Annotated in this window: 19 protein-coding genes; 5 read left to right on the top strand and 14 right to left on the bottom strand. The window is 68.6% G+C overall.

The annotated features are described in order from the left end of the window. Positions 1 to 57: 57 nt before the first annotated feature. Complete coding sequence (gene tolB, locus ACFSCU_RS14555) at positions 58 to 1,359, bottom strand: Tol-Pal system beta propeller repeat protein TolB (protein WP_377561025.1); 1,302 nt, start codon at positions 1,357 to 1,359, stop codon at positions 58 to 60. Between the two features lie 229 nt (positions 1,360 to 1,588). Between tolB and msbA the strand changes: the two genes are divergently transcribed. Further along, a complete protein-coding gene (msbA, locus tag ACFSCU_RS14550; protein ID WP_377561024.1) occupies positions 1,589 to 3,421 on the top strand; it encodes a lipid A export permease/ATP-binding protein MsbA in 1,833 nt (610 codons plus the stop codon). A 157-nt stretch (positions 3,422 to 3,578) separates the two neighbouring features. Here msbA and rng read toward each other — a convergent pair whose 3' ends face one another. From rng to ACFSCU_RS14505, 9 genes are all read right to left on the bottom strand, one after another. Then, complete coding sequence (gene rng / locus ACFSCU_RS14545) at positions 3,579 to 5,069, bottom strand: ribonuclease G (protein ID WP_377561023.1); 1,491 nt, start codon at positions 5,067 to 5,069, stop codon at positions 3,579 to 3,581. Positions 5,070 to 5,088: 19 nt separating this feature from the next. Next, the gene (locus tag ACFSCU_RS14540; RefSeq protein ID WP_180549508.1) at positions 5,089 to 5,679 is read right to left on the bottom strand and encodes a Maf family protein; all 591 of its coding nucleotides are present in this window, start codon (positions 5,677 to 5,679) and stop codon (positions 5,089 to 5,091) included. A gap of 154 nt (positions 5,680 to 5,833) precedes the next feature. Beyond that, positions 5,834 to 6,304 carry a 23S rRNA (pseudouridine(1915)-N(3))-methyltransferase RlmH gene (gene rlmH / locus ACFSCU_RS14535; RefSeq protein WP_333705424.1) on the bottom strand — a complete coding sequence of 157 codons (471 nt, stop codon included), beginning with the start codon at positions 6,302 to 6,304 and terminating at the stop codon, positions 5,834 to 5,836. Between the two features lie 9 nt (positions 6,305 to 6,313). Next, on the bottom strand, positions 6,314 to 7,081 hold the full coding sequence (gene rsfS / locus ACFSCU_RS14530; protein WP_377561022.1) for a ribosome silencing factor: 768 nt from the start codon (positions 7,079 to 7,081) through the stop codon (positions 6,314 to 6,316). Continuing rightward, complete coding sequence (gene nadD, locus ACFSCU_RS14525; RefSeq protein ID WP_377561021.1) at positions 7,081 to 7,719, bottom strand: nicotinate-nucleotide adenylyltransferase; 639 nt, start codon at positions 7,717 to 7,719, stop codon at positions 7,081 to 7,083. The genes rsfS and nadD overlap by 1 nt, the downstream gene beginning before the upstream one ends. Beyond that, complete coding sequence (gene hemF / locus ACFSCU_RS14520) at positions 7,716 to 8,636, bottom strand: oxygen-dependent coproporphyrinogen oxidase (protein WP_180549509.1); 921 nt, start codon at positions 8,634 to 8,636, stop codon at positions 7,716 to 7,718. The genes nadD and hemF overlap by 4 nt, the downstream gene beginning before the upstream one ends. Position 8,637: 1 nt before the next feature. Beyond that, complete coding sequence (purD, locus tag ACFSCU_RS14515) at positions 8,638 to 9,921, bottom strand: phosphoribosylamine--glycine ligase (protein ID WP_377561020.1); 1,284 nt, start codon at positions 9,919 to 9,921, stop codon at positions 8,638 to 8,640. A 34-nt stretch (positions 9,922 to 9,955) separates the two neighbouring features. After that, positions 9,956 to 10,138 carry a hypothetical protein gene (locus ACFSCU_RS14510; RefSeq protein ID WP_180549510.1) on the bottom strand — a complete coding sequence of 61 codons (183 nt, stop codon included), beginning with the start codon at positions 10,136 to 10,138 and terminating at the stop codon, positions 9,956 to 9,958. Next, the gene (locus ACFSCU_RS14505) at positions 10,135 to 10,863 is read right to left on the bottom strand and encodes a YebC/PmpR family DNA-binding transcriptional regulator (RefSeq protein WP_180549511.1); all 729 of its coding nucleotides are present in this window, start codon (positions 10,861 to 10,863) and stop codon (positions 10,135 to 10,137) included. The genes ACFSCU_RS14510 and ACFSCU_RS14505 overlap by 4 nt, the downstream gene beginning before the upstream one ends. A 73-nt stretch (positions 10,864 to 10,936) precedes the next feature. Here ACFSCU_RS14505 and ACFSCU_RS14500 point away from each other — a divergent pair, with 73 nt between their 5' ends. Together ACFSCU_RS14500 and upp are read left to right on the top strand one after the other, a co-directional pair. Continuing rightward, on the top strand, positions 10,937 to 12,448 hold the full coding sequence (locus ACFSCU_RS14500) for a helicase HerA-like domain-containing protein (protein ID WP_377561019.1): 1,512 nt from the start codon (positions 10,937 to 10,939) through the stop codon (positions 12,446 to 12,448). 173 nt (positions 12,449 to 12,621) lie between these two features. Then, positions 12,622 to 13,266: a uracil phosphoribosyltransferase gene (gene upp, locus ACFSCU_RS14495; protein ID WP_180549512.1), complete on the top strand. Its 645-nt coding sequence runs from the start codon at positions 12,622 to 12,624 to the stop codon at positions 13,264 to 13,266. A gap of 81 nt (positions 13,267 to 13,347) precedes the next feature. On the opposite strand, the gene ACFSCU_RS14490 is transcribed toward upp, so the two are convergent. The 3 genes from ACFSCU_RS14490 to ACFSCU_RS14480 all read right to left on the bottom strand — a co-directional run bounded on the left by ACFSCU_RS14490 (position 13,348) and on the right by ACFSCU_RS14480 (position 17,005). Beyond that, positions 13,348 to 15,219 (bottom strand): hypothetical protein, encoded by a 1,872-nt coding sequence (locus tag ACFSCU_RS14490; RefSeq protein ID WP_180549513.1) that lies wholly within the window; start codon positions 15,217 to 15,219, stop codon positions 13,348 to 13,350. A gap of 223 nt (positions 15,220 to 15,442) precedes the next feature. Then, complete coding sequence (msrA, locus tag ACFSCU_RS14485) at positions 15,443 to 15,982, bottom strand: peptide-methionine (S)-S-oxide reductase MsrA (protein WP_333705415.1); 540 nt, start codon at positions 15,980 to 15,982, stop codon at positions 15,443 to 15,445. A 126-nt stretch (positions 15,983 to 16,108) separates the two neighbouring features. Continuing rightward, positions 16,109 to 17,005 (bottom strand): LysR family transcriptional regulator, encoded by an 897-nt coding sequence (locus ACFSCU_RS14480; protein ID WP_377561018.1) that lies wholly within the window; start codon positions 17,003 to 17,005, stop codon positions 16,109 to 16,111. 103 nt (positions 17,006 to 17,108) lie between these two features. Between ACFSCU_RS14480 and ACFSCU_RS14475 the strand changes: the two genes are divergently transcribed. Further along, the gene (locus ACFSCU_RS14475; protein ID WP_333705413.1) at positions 17,109 to 18,296 is read left to right on the top strand and encodes an acyl-CoA dehydrogenase; all 1,188 of its coding nucleotides are present in this window, start codon (positions 17,109 to 17,111) and stop codon (positions 18,294 to 18,296) included. 182 nt (positions 18,297 to 18,478) lie between these two features. Here ACFSCU_RS14475 and ACFSCU_RS14470 read toward each other — a convergent pair whose 3' ends face one another. Next, entirely contained in the window at positions 18,479 to 18,949 is a 471-nt protein-coding gene (locus tag ACFSCU_RS14470) for an EVE domain-containing protein (RefSeq protein WP_180549515.1), read from the bottom strand. Between the two features lie 36 nt (positions 18,950 to 18,985). Here ACFSCU_RS14470 and ACFSCU_RS14465 point away from each other — a divergent pair, with 36 nt between their 5' ends. After that, entirely contained in the window at positions 18,986 to 20,050 is a 1,065-nt protein-coding gene (locus ACFSCU_RS14465; protein ID WP_377561017.1) for a serine/threonine protein kinase, read from the top strand. Positions 20,051 to 20,057: the final 7 nt, after the last annotated feature.

Raw genomic sequence — 20,057 nt, 5'->3', positions numbered from 1 at the left:
TCACTCCTGAATTGACGATTGGAAGAAACCAGGGCTGCCCCGCAGCCCCTTGAAACACTAGCGCTGGAACGGACCCCACGAGGGCTCGCGGATGTCGCCACTGCGGCCCGCCAGACGCGCCTTGATCTTGCCGTCCACCGTGGTGGTCATCAGCGCCTCGCGGCCGCCCTGGCGTGTGGCGTACACGATCAGGCGGCTGTTGGGCGCGAAGCTCGGATTTTCGTCTTCCGCCGTGTCGGTGACCGCGGTGACGTTGCCAGAGGCCAGCTCCATCACCTGCAGTTTGTAGCCGCCGCTGCGCGACACGTATGCCAGATAACGTCCATCCGGGCTGACGGACGGCGACACGTTGTAGCCGCCACTGAAGGTGACGCGCTGCGCTGCGCCGCCGCTGGCCGACATGCGGTAGATCTGCGGCGCGCCGCCGCGGTCGCTGACGAAGTAGATGGTGCCGCCGTCGGGCGAGAAGGTGGGCTCGGTGTCGATGCTCTGCGACTGCGTCAGGCGGCGCGGCTCGCCGCCGCCGGCGCTGATCAGGTAGATCTGCGAACCACCATCGCGCGACAGCGTGACGGCCAGCTGGCGGCCGTCGGGCGACCAGGCCGGCGCGCTGTTGGAGCCGCGGAAGTTGGCCAGCAAGCGCCGGCGGCCGCTGGCCACGTCGTGCACGTAGATGACGGGCTTGCGCGACTCGAACGACACATAGGCCAATTGCGAGCCGTTGGGCGACCAGGTGGGCGAGATGATGGGCTCGGGGCTGCCCAGGGCGGCCTGCGCGTTCTCACCGTCGGAATCGGCCACCCACAGGGTGTAGCGGCTGCCCGCCTTGGTGACGTAGGCCAGGCGGGTGGAGAACACGCCCTTCTCGCCGGTCAGCTTTTCATAGATGTAGTCGGCGATCTTGTGGGCCGCCAGGCGCAGGTCGGCCTGCGGCACCACGTAGCCCTGGCCGCCCAGGTCCTGGCCTTTCACCACGTCCCACAGGCGGAAGCGTACGTCGTAGCGGCCATCGCCCAGGCGGGTGACGCTGCCGCCGGCCAGCGCATCGGCCGTGCGCTGGCGCCACACCGACATGTCGGGCCGCGTGGTTTCGTCCATGGCCTGGCCGCTCGGGTCGACCGAGCGGAACTGGCCGGTGCGCTCCAGATCGGCGCGGATGATGGCGCTGATCTTCTGTGGCGCCGCGTCCTCGCCGCGGAACGGTACCAGAGCGATGGGCAGCTGGGTCAGGCCGACGCCGGAGACTTCGACGCGGAACTGCGCCAGGGCCGGCAGCGCCGGCGTGGCGGCCAGTGCGACCACGAGGCCACGGCGTTGCCAGTTGGGAGTGATGCGATGGTCTTGGGGGTGGAATTTCATATCGAGAGACTGCGGCGAACAAAGTACCGCCGGCGGGCCGATGGGCCGCGGCAATGGTAGCAAGCCTGACCGAAGCGACGTTTCAAACTGTGAATTTGTCCAAGCCGCCGGCGGGAAGTTCCCCGCATTTTCCTGCCGCGCCGCCCGGCCCGGCTTGGCGGCCGCTGCGCGAGCGATGGCGTGGCAAAGGCGCTCCGTAGAATCCACGGCTTCACCCCGCCGCCCGCCGATGCCCGACCCGAAGCCCGCCCAGCCCCCCGCCTCGCCCTCCGCGCAGCGGCCCCTGGGTGCGCGGCTGCTGCGGCTGTGGACGTATTTCAGCGAATACCGCCTGGGCTGGGTCATCGCCATCGCCGGCACGCTGGTCAGCGCGCTGACCGAGGCCTCGGTGCCCGCCCTGCTCAAGCCGCTGCTGGATGAAGGCTTCACGCAGGGCAGCCTGCCGATCTGGCTGGTGCCGGCGGCCATCGTCGGGCTGTTCGCGCTGCGCGGCTTCGCGCACTTTGCCAGCCAGTACGCGCTGGCGCGCATCGCCAACGAGGGCATGGTCAAGCTGCGGCGCCAGCTGTTCGACCGGCTGCTGGCGGCCGAGCTGTCGCTGTTCTCGCGCCAGAGCGCCAGCCAGCTGGCCAACACCATCGTCTACGAGGTGCAGACCGGCACCACGCTGCTGGTCACCGCCCTGCTCAATCTGGGGCGCGACAGCTTCTCGGTGGTGGCGCTGATGGCCTACCTGCTGTACCTGAACTGGTCGCTCACGCTGATCGTGCTGGTGCTGGTGCCCATCGTCGGGCTGATCATGAAGACCATGTCGCGGCGGCTGTACCGCTACACCCGCCTGTCGCAGGCCACCACCGACGAGCTGGCCTACGTGGTGGAAGAGAACGTGCTGACCCACCGCATGGTGCGCCTGCACGGCGCGCAGCCGCAGCAGGCGGCGCGCTTCGACCTGCTCAGCGGCAAGCTGCGCGGCCTGTCGATCAAGACCGCCAGCGCCTCGGCCGCGGCCATGCCGCTGGCGCAGATGGCGGCCGCCGTGGCGCTGTCGGTGGTCATCGGCATCGCGCTGTACCAGGGCCAGAGCAGCGGCGGGCGCAGCATCACCGTGGGCGGCTTCGTGTCCTTCATCGGCGCCATGCTGATGCTGATCCAGCCGCTGCGCCGGCTGACCGACGTGGTCGGCCCCATCACGCGCGGCCTGGCGGCGCTGGAGCGCGGGCTGGACCTGATGGCCGAGGTGCTGCCCGAGGCCAGCCCGGCCAACGGCGCCGCCGCGCCCGCGCCGCGTGCCCGGGGCGAGCTGGCCCTGCGCGACGTCACCGTCGCCTACGCCGCCGATGCCGAGCCGGCCCTGGCCGGCATCGGCCTGCATGTGCGCGCCGGCGAAACGGTGGCGCTGGTGGGCCCGTCCGGCTCGGGCAAGACCACGCTGGTGAACCTGCTGCCGCGCTTCGTGCTGCCCACGCGCGGCCAGGTGCTGCTGGACGGCACCGACCTCACGCAGTGGCCGCTGGCCGCACTGCGCGCGCAGTTCGCGCTGGTCAGCCAGGACGTGACCATGCTCAACGACAGCGTGGCCGCCAACGTGGCCCTGGGCGCCAGCGAGATCGACCGCGAGCGCGTGCAGCGCTGCCTGCAGGACGCCAACCTGGCCGCGCACATCGCCACGCTGCCGCAGGGCATCGACACGGTGCTGGGCCACAACGCCACGCAGTTGTCGGGCGGGCAGCGCCAGCGCCTGGCGATTGCCCGCGCGCTGTACAAGGACGCACCGGTGCTGCTGCTGGACGAGGCCACCAGCGCGCTCGACACCGAAAGCGAGCGCCTGGTGCAGCAGGCCATCGCCCGCGCCATGGCGGGCCGCACCACGCTGGTGATCGCGCACCGGCTGTCCACCATCGAGCACGCCGACCGCATCGTGGTGATGGAGCGCGGGCGCATCGTGGAGCAGGGCACGCACGCCGAGCTGAAGGCCGCTGGCGGCATGTACGCACGGCTGCACAGCCTGCCGACGCCCGCCGCGACCCCTGGCGTCCAGGCGGGGGAGCCGGAAGCTTCCTGACAGTGAATAGGGGAGTATCTGCCTAAAGCGCTTGATGGACGGGCGCTGGCGGATAGGTATATGGGTAGTATATGCCCCGCTGCCCGCCCAACCGGCCACACACTTGCCGTGGAAGCCAGCTGGCCCGCGACGAGGCGCGTCGCGCCCGGCGCGCCGCCTACAGCAGCACGATGTCGTACCGGTCCGGCCCGATGCCGCTCTCGGCGTGCAGCGAAATCGGCTTGCCGATGAAGTCCGACAGCCCCGCCAGGTGCTGGCTTTCCTCGTCCAGCAGCATCTCGATCACCGCCGGCGCGGCGACGATACGGAACTCCTTCGGGTCGAACTGCCGCGCCTCGCGCAGGATCTCGCGCAGGATGTCGTAGGCTACGGTGCGCACGGTGCGCACGCGGCCGGTGCCCTGACACTGGTCGCAGGTTTCCGACAGCAGCTGCGCCAGCGATTCGCGCGTGCGCTTGCGCGTCATCTCCACCAGCCCCAGCGCCGAAAAGCCCCCCACCTGCGTCTTCACGCGGTCGCGCGCCAGCTGCTTGCGCAGCTCGGCCAGCACCGCCTGCTGGTGCTCGGCCTGCGCCATGTCGATGAAGTCGATGATGACGATGCCGCCCAGGTTGCGCAGCCGCAGCTGCCGCGCAATGGCCTGCGCCGCCTCCAGGTTGGTCTTGAACACCGTGTCGTCGAAGTTGCGCGCGCCCACGTAGCCGCCGGTGTTCACGTCGATGGTGGTCAGCGCCTCGGTCTGGTCGATTACCAGGTAGCCGCCCGACTTCAGGTCGACGCGTCGGCCCAGCGCCTTGCCGATTTCCTCGTCGACCGAGTACAGGTCGAAGATCGGCCGCTCGCCCTTGTAATGCTGCAGGTGCCCGGCGGCGGCAGGCATGAACTCGCGCCCGAACGCCATCAGCGCGTGGAACTGCTCCATCGAATCGATGCGAATGGCCTGCGTGTGATCGCCCGCCAGGTCGCGCAGCACGCGCTGCAGCAGGTTCAGGTCTTCGTGCAGCAGGCTGGCCGGCGGCTGGCGCGTGGCAGCGTCCTTGATGCGCGCCCAGGCCTTGCGCAGGTAGGCGATGTCGTCGGCCAGCTCGGCGTCGGTCGCGTCTTCGGCATTGGTGCGCAGGATGAAGCCGCCGGTCTTGCCGCCGGCCACACCCGCGCTGGCCAGCGCCTGCACGCGCGTGCGCAGCTCGTCGCGCAGGCCGGCTGGAATTTTCTGCGACACGCCGATGTGGTCGTCCTGCGGCAGGAACACCAGCATGCGCCCGGCGATGCTGACCTGCGTGGACAGGCGCGCGCCCTTGGTGCCGATGGGGTCCTTGATGACCTGCACCATCAGCGTCTGCCCTTCGAACACCTGCTTCTCGATCGGCCGCGGCGGCCCGCCGTTGCGGTGCGCCGGCAGGCCCTCGCCCTCCAGCGGCTTCTGCCACAGGTCACCCACGTGCAGGAAGGCGGCGCGCTCCAGCCCGATGTCGATGAAGGCCGACTGCATGCCCGGCAGCACGCGCGCCACCTTGCCCAGGTAGATGTTGCCCACCAGGCCGCGCTCCAGCGCGCGCTCCACGTGCAGCTCCTGCACCGCGCCGTGCTCGATGACGGCCACGCGCGTTTCCTGCGGCGACCAGTTGATGAGGATGTCTTGCTGCATATTCAATAGCTGCCTGCGCTTATTGTGCGCCGGCCGCACGCAGTATTCGAGCCGTCTCGAACAGCGGCAGGCCCATGATGCCGCTGTAGCTGCCGCTGATGTGCGCGATGAACGCCGCCGCCCGGCCCTGGATGGCGTAGGCGCCGGCCTTGCCCTGCCATTCGCCGCTGTCGACGTAGGCGGCGATGTCGTCCTCGCCCAGGGGCGCGAAGCGCACGCGCGATTCGCTGGCGGCTTCGTGCACCGCGTCAGCCGCGTGCAGCGCCACCGCGGTAATGACGCGGTGCGTCTGCCCCGAGAGCTGGCGCAGCATGGCGGCGGCGTCCTGCGCGTCGCGCGGCTTGCCGAGGATGGCGCGGCCCAGCGCCACCGTGGTGTCGGCGCACAGCACCGGGGCCGGCGGGCGCTGGCGCTGGGCCAGGGCACGCATCGCATGTTCGAGTTTCAGGCGCGTGACGCGCCGCACATAGGTGCCCGGCGCCTCGCCCGGGCGCACCGCCTCCAGCGCCTCGGCCGCGTCGGCGTCATCGGGCAGCAGCAGCGCGTGCGGCACGCCCAGTTGCTCGAGCAGCTGGCGCCGGCGCGGGCTTTGGGAGGCGAGGTAGATCATGCGGTGCGTGGCCTATCAAAAACCATAGCTGCTTGCGCTTGTCAATGAATGGTTTCAGGCTATTTTCTCTTGAAATCATTGCTGGACAAACGCTGGAAACTATCAATTCATGAGCATCCGGTATCCACGATGAACGCCGAATGCTCGGCTCGGCTCATTCTCGGTGATACGGGTGACCGGCGTTGATCGACCAGGCGCGGTACAGCTGCTCGACCAGCAGCACGCGCACCATGGCGTGCGGCAGGGTCAGGTCGGAGACGCGGATGCGCTCGTGCGCGGCCTGGATCAGCAGCGGGTCGAGCCCGTCGGGCCCGCCGATCATCAGCGCCACGTCGCCGCCGCCCAGCTGCCACTGGCGCACGCGGGCGGCCAGCGCCACGGTGGTCAGCGAGGTGCCGTGCTCGTCCAGCGCCACCAGGCGCGCGCCCCGCGGCACGGCCGCTTCGATGCGCTGGCGCTCGGCGGCCTTCACCTGCTCGGTGGTGCGGCCGCCGGCGCGCGGCTCGGTCTTGACGGTCTTGAGCTCGACCCTCAGCTCGGGCGGAAAGCGCTTGACGTAGTCGTCCCACGCCGCCTGGGCCCAGTCGGGCACGCGCTGGCCGACGGCGACGACGATCAGCTTCATTGCCGCCGATCAGCGGCCCGTGCGCGGCACGGGTTTCTTCGCGGTGCTCCTGGCGGGCGCCTTGGCGGGTGCCCTGGCAGGCGTCTTCGCTGCGGTCTTGGCGGCTGTTTTGGCCGGCGCCTTGGCCGCGCTGCGGGCCGATGGCTTGTTGACCACCACGGTCTTCAGCGGCGCAGTGGCGCTGCCGGCCCGCCTGCGCGGCGCGGCCGCGGTGCCCGCCGCCGACTTGCGCGCGGGTGACTTGGCGGCCACCTGCTTGGCGGGCACTTTCCTGGCCGGTGCCTTCACGGCCGCCTGCTTGGCTGGCGCCGTCGCGGGCGCTGCTTTCTTGGTAGCTGCCGGCGCTTTCTTGGCGGGCGCTGCGGCCGCTTTTTCCTTCTCTTTGGCGGCACGCTTGGCGGCGGCCTTGGCGGCCGGGCCTTTCAGGCGCACCGGCTTCTCGCCCCAGATTTCTTCGAGGTTGTAGTACTGGCGGATGGCCGGTTGCATGATGTGCGCCACGGCGGCGCCGCAGTCGACGATGATCCATTCGCCGTTGTCCTCGCCCTCGGTGCGCGGCTTGGCAAAGCCGCCTTCGCGCACCTTGTCGCGCACGCTGGCGGCCAGCGCCTTGGTCTGGCGGTTGCTGCTGCCGCTGGCCACGATCACGCGCTCGAACAGCGGCGACAGGTGCTCGGTGTTGAACACGCGGATGTCGTGGGCTTTGACGTCCTCCAGGCCATCGACGATGGCGCGCTGGAGTTTCTGGATGTCTTTCTTGGCGGCGGATTCGCTCATCAGGTGGGGGCTTGGTTGGCTTGGTAGAGGTGGTGGTCGGCAATATACCCGGCGACGGGCGCGGGAACCAGATGGCCAATGGGCTGGCCCGCCGCCACGCGGCGGCGCACGTCGGTGGCGCTGTGCGGCATGGCCGGCAGCGACAGCACACGCACACGGCCCGCATCGGGCCTGAGGCCGGGCAAGGGATTTTTCAAGTCAAAAGTGGCTTCAGCGACCGCCAAATCGGCGCGGACAGCTATTGATAGTGTAGCAATCTGCAGAATATCGGCGGCCCGCCGCCAGGTGTGAAAAGCCGCCGCCTGGTCGGCCCCGATCTGCAGGAACAGCCCGGCACCGGGGTATTCGGCGCGCAGTTCGGTCAGCGTGTCGATGGTGTAGGTGGGGCCGTCGCGCAACAGCTCGCGGTCATCCACCAGCACTTTCGGCACATCGGCAAAGGCCAGCCGGCACATGGCCAGGCGGTGCACGCCGGGGCTCAAGGGGCGCGTCTTGTGCCAGGCGTCGCCGGTGGGGGCGATGTGCAGGCGATCGAGTTGCAGCTCGTCGATGGCGGCACGCGCCAGCGCCACATGGGCGTCGTGCGGCGGATCGAAGGCACCGCCGAACAGGCCGATGCGCTGGGGCGTACGGCTCAAACCCAGTCCCGCGGTTTCAGGTAGCGCTCGGTCAGTTCCGCCTCCGGCGTGCCGGGCGCAGGCTGGTGCTGGTAAGCCCAGCGCACCAGCGGTGGCATCGACAGCAAAATCGATTCGGTGCGCCCGCCCGACTGCAGGCCGAAGTGCGTGCCGCGGTCCCACACCAGGTTGAATTCGACATAGCGCCCGCGCCGGTAGAGCTGGTGTTCGCGCTCGCGCTCGCCCCACGCCATGCCGACGCGGCGCTGCACGATGGGCACGTAGGCATCGAGGAAGGCATCGCCCACCGAGCGCATCAGGGCGAAGCCGTTGTCGGCGCCGCCCTCGGCAAAGTCATCGAAGAAGATGCCGCCGATGCCGCGCGGCTCGCTGCGGTGCTTGTTGTAGAAGTACTCGTCGCACCATTGCTTGAAGCGCGGGTACTTGTCGTCTCCGAAGGCCTGCAGTGCATCGCGGCAGACGCGGTGGAAGTGCTGGCAGTCCTCATCAAAGCCGTAGTACGGCGTCAGGTCCATGCCGCCGCCGAACCAGGCGACCGGCGCCTGCCCGGGATGGCCGGCGGAAATCATGCGCACGTTCATGTGCACCGTGGGCACATAGGGATTGAGCGGATGGAACACCAGCGACACCCCCATGGCCTCGAAGGGCGCGCCGGCCAGCTCGGGCCGGTGCTGCGTGGCCGAAGGCGGCAGCCGGGGGCCGCGCACGTGCGAGAAGCCGCAGCCGGCGCGCTCGAACACCGCGCCCCCTTCCATGATCTTGGTGATGCCGTCGCCCTGCAGCGGCTCGCCCGGCGCCTTGCGCCACTCGTCACGCAGGAATTTCGCCTGGCCGTCGAGCGATTCGACGGTGTCGGTGACGCGGCCTTGCAGGCCAACCAGATAGTCGCGTACCACGAGAGGATCGATCCGCGCCATGTCAGCCGGCCTTGACTGCTCTGAAACCAATGTCGCGCCGGTACTGCATGCCGTCGAAGTGGATGCCGCGCGCCGCGTCGTAGGCCTTGACCTGCGCCTGCTTGACCGAATCGGCCAGCGCGGTGACGCACAGCACGCGCCCGCCCGAGGTCTTGACCTGCTCGCCGTCGGCCACGGTGCCGGCGTGGAACACCACCACGTCGTCGGTGGGCTTGGGGCATCCGGTGATCAGGTCGCCCTTCTTCGGATTCAGCGGATAGCCGCCGGCCGCCAGCACCACGCCCAGCGCCACGCGGCGGTCCCATTGCAGTTCCACTTCGTCCAGCTTGCCCGAGGTGGCAGCCATCATCACATCCACCAGGTCGGACTTCAGGCGCATCAGGATCGGCTGCGTCTCGGGGTCGCCCATGCGGCAGTTGAACTCCAGCGTCTTCGGCTTGCCGTCGGCGTCGATCATCAGGCCCGCATACAGGAAGCCGGTGAACGGGATGCCGTCCTTGTCCATGCCGCGGATGGTGGGCAGGATCACATCGCGCATCACGCGCGCATGCACGTCGGGCGTGACGATGGGCGCGGGCGAATACGCGCCCATGCCGCCGGTGTTAGGGCCTTCGTCGCCGTCCTTCAGGCGCTTGTGGTCCTGGCTGCTGGCCAGCGCGGTCACGTTCTTGCCGTCGCACAGCACGATGAAGCTGGCTTCCTCGCCCTGCAGGAACTCCTCGATGACGACGCGCGCGCCACCCTCGTTGTGCGCCACGCCCAGCGTGTTGCCGCCCAGCATGTCGTCGATGGCGGCGTGCGCCTCTTCGGTGGTGGTGGCCACCACCACGCCCTTGCCCGCCGCCAGCCCGTCGGCCTTGACGACGATGGGCGCCCCCAGTTTGTCGACATAGGCGTGCGCGGCGGCGAGATGGGTGAAGGTGTCGTAAGCCGCCGTGGGGATGCCATGGCGCTTCATGAAGTCCTTGCTGAAGGCCTTGCTGCTTTCGAGCTGCGCGGCGGCCTTGGTCGGCCCGAAGATGCGCAGGCCATGGGCACGGAAGTCGTCCACCACGCCGGCGGCCAGCGGCTGCTCGGGCCCGACCACGGTGAGCGCGATCTTCTCGGCCAGCGCCCAATCGCGCAGGGCCACCAGGTCGGTAATGGGCACGTTCTTCAGGTTGGGGGCCAGCGCCGTGCCGCCGTTGCCGGGCGCCACGTACACCTGCTGCACCTTGGGCGAAGCGCTGAGTTTCCAGGCCAGCGCGTGTTCACGGCCACCGCCGCCGATGACGAGGATTTTCATGGGATTACTTCAAAAACAAGAGCTGCCAGCGCCATCAGGGCGTGGCTTCGGCCGGTTTATCGTGTGGATCAGGCGGGCATTGGCTGGTGTTGTAGCCGGCCGAAAAGCCATCGCCACCCAGGCACCAGGAGACTTCGGTACCGCCGCCGCAGCCCGCCAGCACGCTCGCGGCCACGATCACCGCCGCCAGCAGGCGCGACCGCGGCCCGGGCGTCACGCCACCTCCACGTTGGCGTTGTGGAACACGTCCTGCACGTCGTCCAGGTCTTCCAGCATGTCGAGCAGCTTCTGCATCTTCGCCGCGTCGTCGCCGGCCAGGTCGATGGTGTTCTCGGGGCGCATCGTCACCTCGGCCACCTCGGGCGTCAGGCCGGCGGCCTCCAGGGCGTTCTTGACGGCCTCGAACTCGGCCGGCGGCGTCAGCACCTCGATGGCGCCTTCGTCGTCGGTGATCACGTCTTCGGCACCGGCCTCCAGCGCCACGTTCATCACCTTCTCTTCGTCGGTGCCGGGGGCGAAGAACAACTGGCCGCAATGCTTGAACTGGAACGCCACCGAGCCCTCGGTGCCCATGTTGCCGCCATATTTGCTGAAGATGTGACGCACCTCGGCCACGGTGCGCACGCGGTTGTCGGTCATGGTGTCGACGATGATGGCCGCACCGCCCAGCCCATAGCCCTCGTAGCGGATTTCCTCGTAGCTCACGCCTTCGAGGTTGCCGGTGGCCTTGTCGATGTTGCGCTTGACGGTGTCGGCCGGCATGTTGGCCGCCTTGGCCTTCTCGATCGCCAGGCGCAGGCGCGGGTTGGCCGCCGGATCACCGCCGCCGGTGCGCGCCGCCACCATGATCTCGCGCACCACGCGGGTCCAGATGCGCTGCCGTTTTTCGTCCTGCCGCCCCTTGCGGTGCTGGATGTTGGCCCATTTGCTGTGACCAGCCATATCGCTCTGCCTCTGATTTCAAGTATCGGGATAATCGGTCCATTCTACTTTTCGTGCCCTCCATACCCCTCCGATGGCCGATCCCATCCTCATCGCCAAGCATGGCGATATCGAAACCTTCATCCTGCCAGGCTTGGCCAACCGCCACGGGCTGATCACCGGCGCCACCGGCACCGGCAAGACGGTGACGCTGCAAAAGCTGGCCGAATCCTTCAGCGCCATCGGCGTGCCGGTGTTCATGAGCGACGTGAAGGGCGACCTGACCGGCATCAGCCAGCAAGGCACCATCGGCGGCAAGATGGCCGACATCCTGAAGGAGCGCGGCCTGCCCCTGCCCGAGCCGACGAGCTGCCCCGTCACCCTGTGGGACGTGTTCGGCGAACAGGGCCACCCGGTGCGCGCCACCATCAGCGACATGGGGCCGCTGCTGCTGTCGCGCATGCTCGATTTGAACGAGACACAGACCGGCGTGCTCAACCTGGTGTTCAAGATCGCCGACGACAGCGGGCTGCTGCTGCTGGACCTGAAAGACCTGCGCAGCATGCTGAGCTTTGTCGGCGAAAACGCCAAGCAGTTCACCACTCAGTACGGCAACGTCAGCGCCGCCAGCGTGGGCGCCATCCAGCGCGGTCTGCTGACGCTGGAAAGCCAGGGCGGCGACAAGTTCTTCGGCGAGCCGATGCTGAACCTCGACGACATGATGCAGACCGTGGGCGGCAAGGGCGTGATCAACATCCTGAGCGCTGACAAGCTGATGCAATCGCCTCGCCTGTACGCCACCTTCCTGCTGTGGATGTTGAGCGATCTGTACGAGCGCCTGCCCGAAATCGGCGACCCGGAAAAGCCCAAGTTCGCCTTCTTCTTCGACGAGGCGCACCTGCTGTTCAACGACGCGCCCAAGGTGCTGCTGGAGCGCATCGAACTGGTGGTGCGGCTGATCCGATCCAAGGGCGTGGGCGTGTACTTCGTCACCCAGAACCCCATCGACGTGCCCGACACCGTGCTGGCGCAGCTGGGCAACCGCGTGCAGCACGCGCTGCGCGCCTTCACCGCGCGCGACCAGAAGGCCGTGAAGGCCACCGCCGAGACGATGCGCGGCAACCCCCAGCTCGACGTCGAAGCCGCCATCACGGAGCTGGGCACTGGCGAGGCGCTGGTGAGCTTTCTCGACGCCAAGGGCCGCCCTGGCATCACCGAGCGCGTCTACGTCATCCCGCCTGGCAGCCAGATCGGCCCGATCACCGACGCACAGCGCGCCGAGCTGAACAAGAACTCGCTGATCGCCGGCACCTACGAGCAGACGGTCGACCGCGAATCCGCCTACGAGATGCTGGCCCAGCGTGGCGCACGGGCAGCGCCGGGCGCAGGCGGCGCTGGCGCTGCCGGTGGTGCGGCGGCCGAGGGCGGCGGCCTGATGGACGAGGCGCTGAAATGGGGCAAGGAAGCCCTGTTCGGCCGCACCGGCCCGCGCGGCGGCCAGTACGACGGCCTGGTGCAGAACGTGGTCAAGGGCGAAATGCGCCGCATGGGCCGCGAGCTGGTGCGCGGCGCACTGGGCAGCCTGCTGGGCGGGCGGCGGCGCTGAACCGGTACCGCGCCAAGTGCGGCAACGCCGCACTCGAACGCCTCCATGCCCCACTGATCGTTACGTTTTTCATAGTGGCTAGCGCTTGTTCAACAACGGATTCAAGAGAAATCGATCTGAAATCCTTTTGAATCGGGCGCAAGCAGCTATCTTTTTTGAACCAACCACCCCCCATGACGAAGAACACCGCTGCCCAGGTCCACCACGTCACCCACCCGCTGGTGCAGCACAAGCTCACGCTGATGCGCAACAAGGACGCCAGCAGCACCACCTTCCGCACCTTGCTGGGCGAGCTGGCGGCCCTCATGGCCTACGAGATCACGCGCGACATGCCCACCCAACTGGTCGAGATCGAAACGCCGCTGGAGAAGATGAAGAGCCCGATGATCGACGGCAAGAAGCTGGTCTTCGCCTCGATCCTGCGCGCCGGCAACGGCATGCTCGACGGCCTGCTGCGCGTGGTGCCCAATGCGCGCGTGGGCCACGTCGGCCTGTACCGCGACCCGCAAACGCTGCAGGCCGTGGAGTACTACTACAAGATGCCCGCCGACATGGCCGAGCGCGACGTGATCGCGGTCGACCCGATGCTGGCCACCGGCCACTCGGCCGTCGCCGCCATCGACAAGCTCAAGGCCGCCGGCCCGCGCTCGATCAAGTTCTTGTGCCTGCTGGCCGCGCCCGAGGGCATCTGCACCCTGCACGCCGCCCACCCCGACGTGCCGATCTACACCGCCGCCATCGACCGCGAACTGAACGACCACGGCTACATCCTGCCGGGGCTGGGGGATGCGGGGGATCGGATCTTCGGCACGAAGTAGGCGATCGCGGCAAGCGGTCAATCGCTACAGATATCGAAGCGGTTGGCGCCGATGACAAAAGGGCTGCAGCCCGAAAACTTCTCAATCACGTGCAGCCGCACGGCCCTGCATGATTTGCTGCACGGCGCGGTACAGCGCGTCCGATCCATGCAGCGGGTTGGCGGGATCGAGCGCGAAAGGGTTGGCCAACGGCTCGGTGCGCGTGCCGCCAGCCGGCGGCAGGTGCAGGAAGAACGACAGGCTCTGCGCCCCATGCGCGCGGTGGCGCAGCAGCACGCGGCGCAGTTCGTCAGCACCCATGGCGCGCAGCGGGTGAAACTCGGTCACGCTGTACACCGGCTGGCGTGAGCGCGCCAGCCAGTCGAAGAACGAATCGTCGTAGGTGGCCTCGCCGTACAGATTGATGCCCAGGCGCACGTCCCGGAACGGCAGCAGCGACTGCTCCGACGCAAAGCGCGTGCCGTCCCAGCCGGCCTTCTCGGCCGGGTAGATCTGCTGCGTGCGGTGCGGCACGCCGGCCAGGCAGCTGTCGTCCAGCAGGCGGTCGAAGTGCGCCAGATAGTCCACCACCTGCTGGTTGCGGAAAGCGTGCCACAGCGGCACCAGCGGGTTGTAGAACACGGCGCGCCCATCCAGTGGCGCGTCGATCCAGAACTGCAGTTGCGGGCCGGGCGGCGCCATCGGCGGCAGGGGCTGGCGCAGCGGCATCGGTGCGGGCGTGGCCTGGTCACGCCCCATCACGGCGATGTGGCGCGTACCCAGGTGCCGCAGGCGTCCGCCCTCGCCTTCCAGCACGACGTCGATGCGGTGCACGCCCGGTGGTTGGTCGGCAAAGCGCAGGTCGTAGCGCCAGCCGACCTTGTCGGTACCGAACTCGGGGCGCGCCTGTCCCACGTCCTGCCGCACGAAATGCGCCGGCACGCGGCCGACCGGCTGGCCATCGAGGTACACGCGCACCCAGGGCGTGGCGCCCTTGGGCAGCGCAGCGTCGTGCGCCCAGCCGCTGATGGCCAGCGTGCCAGCGGCCGCGTCGTCGATGTGCTGCCAGAAGTGGTCCAGTCGCTCGTGGCGGATGTCGCGCGCGGGTGGCTCGATCTGGTCGAACGACGCGAACCCGGAGCCCAGTTGCGCATTCAGCGCCGCGATGTCGCCACGAAAGTGCTGGCGCAGCCAGGCGCGGAAACCTGCGCGCGAAGTCGGCGAATAGTCCGTCAGCACATACGGCAGGCCATGCCCCATGCCGGCTTCGAAATCGGGGTACAGGTGGTGCACCTCGCCCAGCAGGTTGACGCCGGCGATGCGCTGGCGCACCTCACTCGGCAAGGCGCACAAGGCCTGCGTCAGCGCGCCAATGGCCTGCTCGCGCCGCTGGGTAATCGCGTTGTCGGTGCGGGCAATGCTCCAGGGGTAGAGCGGCCAGCTCATGTACCGGTCCACCGGCAGCGGGCCCTGCGGCGTGTGGGCCATGTTGGCCGGGTCTTGTGCCAGCGCCGGCTCGATGGGCGCATGCTCGGAAAAGTGCGTCGAGAACAGGTACAGCACCACCGGGCGATCCACGCCCTGCACCGTGTTCGTGATGCGCCGCACGGCCTGCGCGTCCACCACCCAGCCACCGGCGCGCGGCTCGAACAGATTGAGCAGGGGCACCAGCAGCGTGTAGCCCAGCTCGAAGCGCCCATCGGCGCTGCGGCGCGGGCCGACGGCCTGCAGCGTCGACTCGATGCGGGCGGCGGCCGAGCCGTGCTCGCCGGTACATGCGGCCTCCAGCGGCTGGGCGGGCGCGGCCATTTCCAGGCAGTCGCTCAACTCGCCAATGGCCGGCGCCAGCAGCAGCGGTTGCTGCCGACCCTGCCACAGCCAGGCCGACAGCGCGATCAACGCCGCCAGCAGGGCCAGCGCCAGCGCAAGGCAGAACAGGTCGAAGCCACGGCCCTGGTGCTGTTCTCGGTTCATTGCATCGCCCCAGGCATCCGCCACAGGCGGCGGTTGCGGCCGATGTGCGTGGCGCTGGCGCGCAGGTGAAGATGACCGATCAGGTGGGACATGGCGTGAGCGATTTTGACCGATGCCGTGCGCCGGTCGCGGCAGGCGCTGGATAGCTATGCAACTTATAGCTGCTTGCGCTTGCTACGCAAGGCCCCGCGAGCCATTTGACCCGCAATTTCCTGTTCAGCCCTCATCCCTTCGCCAGCGCGCGAAAGGTCTGGCGGAACTTGGCCACCTTGGGCGCGGCCACGGCCAGGCAATAGCCCTGGTGCGGGTTGCGCTCGAAGAAGTCCTGGTGGTAGTCCTCGGCGGCGAAGTAGTGCGCCAGCGGCTCGACCTCGGTCACGATGGGCGCGCCGAACAGCTTGTCCTGGCTCATCTCGCGGACGATGTCGTCGGCCACGTCCTTCTGCGCCGGCGTGGTGAAGTAGATGCCGCTGCGGTACTGCGTGCCGACGTCGTTGCCCTGCCGATTGAGCTGCGTGGGGTCGTGCGTGGCGAAGAAGATCTCCAGCAGCTGTCGCAGGCTGACCTGCGCCGGGTCGTAGCTCAGCTTGACGACTTCCGCACAGCCGGTGCGGCCGGTGCAGACCTGCTCGTAGCTGGGCGCCGTTGCCTGCCCGTTGCTGTAGCCGCTTTCCACGTCCAGCACGCCGCGCACTTCCTTGAACACCGCCTCGGTGCACCAGAAGCAGCCGCCGCCCAGCACGATGGTTTCGGTTGCGCTCATGGGTTGAATCCTTCCTTCCAGACTGTGGGAGCGGGCTTGCCCGCGATGGCGTCTCGTCGTCGAGTCACACGCCGCATCGCGGGCAAGCCCGCTCCCACAGAAAAACGATGAAGCCGACCGGCCATGCTACGCCGTCTGCCCCACGGCGCGCACCGCGGTCAGAAACAACCCCAGCGCCGGCAGGTCGCGCGCGGGGTTCCACAGGCAGCGCGTTTCGTAGCGCGGCAGCGTGCCGTGCGGGTCCTTCACCGGCACGAAGGCCGCACCCGCCAGCTGCGCCTGCTGCAGCGCCGCCGGCACCAGTGCCACCGCCAGGCCCTGCGACACCAGCGATACCACGCTCAGCCAGTGCTGCATCTCGTGCAGCGGCTGCGGCGTGAAACCCGCCGCCTGGCAGGCGGCCACGATGCGCGCGTGGTAGTCGGGCGAGACGCTGCGCGACACCAGCGCCAGCGGCTCGGGCGCCAGCGCATCCAGCGGCAGCGTGCGCTTGCGCGCCAGCGCGTGCGCAGCAGGCACGCAGGCCACGAAGGGCTGGCTGGACACCAACTGCGCCGCCAGCCCCGTCGGCGCGTGCGCGACGTGGGCGAAGCCGGCGTCCAGCCGCGCGTGCTGCAGCTCCACCAGCTGCTCGCTCGAACTCAGCTCGCGCAACGTCAGCTGCAAGCGCGCGTGCTCGGCCTGAAAGCGCCGCAGCATCTGCGGCAGGCCGCGGTACAGCATGGTGCCGGCAAAGCCGATCGACAGGCGCCCCACCTGGCCGCTGGCCGCGTCGCGCGCGGCGTGCAGTGCCTGCGCCGCGCCGTCGATGGCCGCCTGCGCGGCTGGCACCAGCGCCTGCCCGGCCGCTGTCAGCTGCACGCCGCGGCTGTTGCGCAGGAACAGCGGCGCGCCCACCTCGGCCTCGAGCTGCTGGATGGCCACCGTCAACGGCGGCTGGCTGATGGCCAGCCGCTGCGCGGCGCGGCCGAAGTGCAGTTCGTCGGCCAGGGCCAAAAAGTAGCGCAGGTGGCGCAGCTCCATGAATAGTTGCCTCGAATAGATGAATCGCTATTCGATATTAGACAGCTATTCATGACCACGGCACAATCACCGGATTCATTCGACACCGCACGGAGACACGACCATGGCCACCACCAAGAACAGCTTCAACTGGCAAGACCCCTTCCTGCTCGACGCACAGCTCACCGACGATGAGCGCCAGGTGCAGGAAGCCGCCCGCGCCTACTGCCAGGAGAAGCTGCTGCCGCGCGTGCAGATGGCCTTCCGCAACGAAACCACCGACCCGACGATCTTCCGCGAGATGGGCGAGCTGGGCCTGCTCGGCCCCACCATCCCTGAAGCCTACGGCGGCGCCGGCCTCAACTACGTCTGCTACGGTCTGGTGGCGCGCGAGGTGGAGCGCGTGGACAGCGGCTACCGCAGCATGATGAGCGTGCAGAGTTCGCTGGTGATGGTGCCGATCAACGAGTTCGGCACCGAGGCGCAGAAGCAGAAATACCTGCCCAAGCTGGCCAGCGGCGAATGGATCGGCTGCTTCGGCCTGACCGAGCCGAACCACGGCTCCGACCCCGGCAGCATGATCACGCGCGCCAAGAAGGTGGATGGCGGCTACTCGCTTTCGGGCGCCAAGATGTGGATCACCAACAGCCCCATCGCCGATGTGTTCGTGGTCTGGGCCAAGGACGATGGTGGGCAGATCCGCGGCTTCATCCTGGAGAAAGGCTGGAAGGGCCTGAGCGCCCCCGCCGTGCACGGCAAGGTCGGCCTGCGCGCCTCCATCACCGGCGAAATCGTGATGGACGAAGTCTTCGTGCCCGAAGAGAACGCCTTCCCCGACGTGCGCGGCCTCAAAGGCCCGTTCACCTGCCTGAACAGCGCCCGCTACGGCATCGCCTGGGGCGCCCTGGGCGCGGCCGAAGACTGCTATCTGCGCGCGCGCCAGTACGTGATGGACCGCCAGCAGTTCGGCCGCCCGCTGGCCGCCAACCAGCTCATCCAGAAGAAGCTGGCCGACATGCTGACCGACATCAGCCTGGGCCTGCAGGGCTGCCTGCGCCTGGGCCGCATGAAGGACGAGGGCATCGCGCCGGTCGAGCTGACCTCGATCCTCAAGCGCAACAGCTGCGGCAAGGCGCTCGACATCGCCCGCATGGCGCGCGACATGATGGGCGGCAACGGCATCAGCGACGAATACGGCGTGGCGCGCCACCTGGTGAACCTGGAAGTGGTCAACACCTACGAGGGCACGCACGACGTGCACGCGCTGATCCTGGGCCGGGCCATCACGGGGATTGCGGCGTTTTCGAACTGAGAATGTTCAAGCCAACAGCAAAGGGCGCTACGGCGCCCTTTATTGTTTTCGGAAGGCCTCTGCATTCAGCAGTTCGAGCGGGATGGCCAGTGCGTAGGTCGGAACCGCCCAAGGCGATTCCGACGAGGGGTTCATGCTCAAGCCGAGTCGGCGGAATCCCTGCGGGGTTCCGCCCTACGTGGCTATAACGCCAGCAAGCAGTCGATCACCTGCCATTCCTGCGGCGTCACAGGCGTGATCGACAAGCGATTGCCCCGCTTGAGCACCTGCATCTCAGCGAGTTCAGGCACGCTCCGCATCTCCGCCAGCCCCAGCACGCGCGTCTTGCGCAGCGCCTGCACATCGACCAGTTGCCAGCGTGGCGCCTCCGGTTGCGACTTCGCGTCGAAGTAAGGCGAATGGGGATCGAACTGCGTCAGATCGGGCTTTGCACCCGAGGCCACGCGCGCGATGCCGACGATGCCCGGCTCGGCGCAGCTGGAGTGGTAGAACAGCACGCCATCTCCGACACGCATGTCGTCCCGCATGAAGTTGCGCGCCTGGTAGTTGCGCACGCCGGTCCAGGGCACGGTGGCGTCGGGCGCGGCCAGCGCGTCGTCGATCGAGCATTCGTCGGGCTCGGACTTCATCAGCCAGTAGCGTGGGGCGGTCATGGTGGGCATTGTGACGCCGGCAGCGACAATGCCCGCATGCCTGACGCAGCACCCCACCCCTTCGCCACCCTCACCCCCGATTTCGTGCTGGACGCGCTGGCCAGTGTGGGCCTGGTCGGCGACGGGCGGCTGATGGCGCTGAATTCGTACGAGAACCGCGTCTATCTGGCGCACCTGGAGCCCGGCACGCCGCTGGCGGACACCGCGCAAGGGGCGCACCCGGCCGTGGTGCTCAAGTTCTACCGGCCCGGCCGCTGGGCGCCGGAGCAGATCGAGGAGGAACACGCCTTCGCACACGAGCTGATGGCGGCCGAGGTGCCGGTGGTCGGCCCGCTGTTGATCGACGGGCGCACGCTGCACGAATACGAAGGCTTTCGCTTCAGCGTCAGCCCGCGGCGCGGCGGGCGCACGCCCGAGCTGGGCGACGACGAGACGCTGGAATGGATCGGCCGCTTTCTGGCGCGCCTGCACGCCGTGGGCGCGCGGCGGCCGTTCGTGCACCGGCCGGCGGTGGACGTGACCAGCTACGGCCGTGAGCCGCGCGACTGGCTGCTGGCGCATGGCGCGCTGCCGCTGGAGGTGGAACGTGCCTGGGCCGATGTCTGCCAGGAAGCTATTGAATTGATAGCTTCCAGCGCTTGGTACACGGGCGCTGAACACCAAAACGACCCTCAAACCCCAGGCATCGCCACGCTGCGCCTGCACGCCGACTGCCACCCCGGCAACATCCTGTGGACGCCCGCCGACCTGCCCGGCGGCGGTCCGCATTTCGTCGACCTGGACGACTGCCGCAGCGGCCCGGCGGTGCAGGATTTATGGATGCTGCTGCCGGGCGAACGCGTCGAGCGCCAGCGCGCGCTGGGCGCCCTGCTCGACGGCTACGAGCAGATGCGCGAGTTCGACCGGCGCGAACTGGCGCTGATCGAGCCGCTGCGCACGCTGCGGCTGATCCACTACAGCGCCTGGATCGCGCGCCGCTGGGACGACCCGGCGTTCCCTGCCGCCTTTCCCGACTTCGGCACGCCCGACTACTGGCGCGGGCAGATCGACACGCTGGTCGATCAGATCGAGGCCATGCAGGCGCCGCCGCTGGTGGCTTGAATTCGGG

The sequence above is a fragment of the Ottowia beijingensis genome, from assembly GCF_042680925.1.
GTDB lineage: Bacteria > Pseudomonadota > Gammaproteobacteria > Burkholderiales > Burkholderiaceae_C > Ottowia > Ottowia beijingensis.
This window is presented reverse-complemented; position numbering and strand designations above follow the sequence as displayed.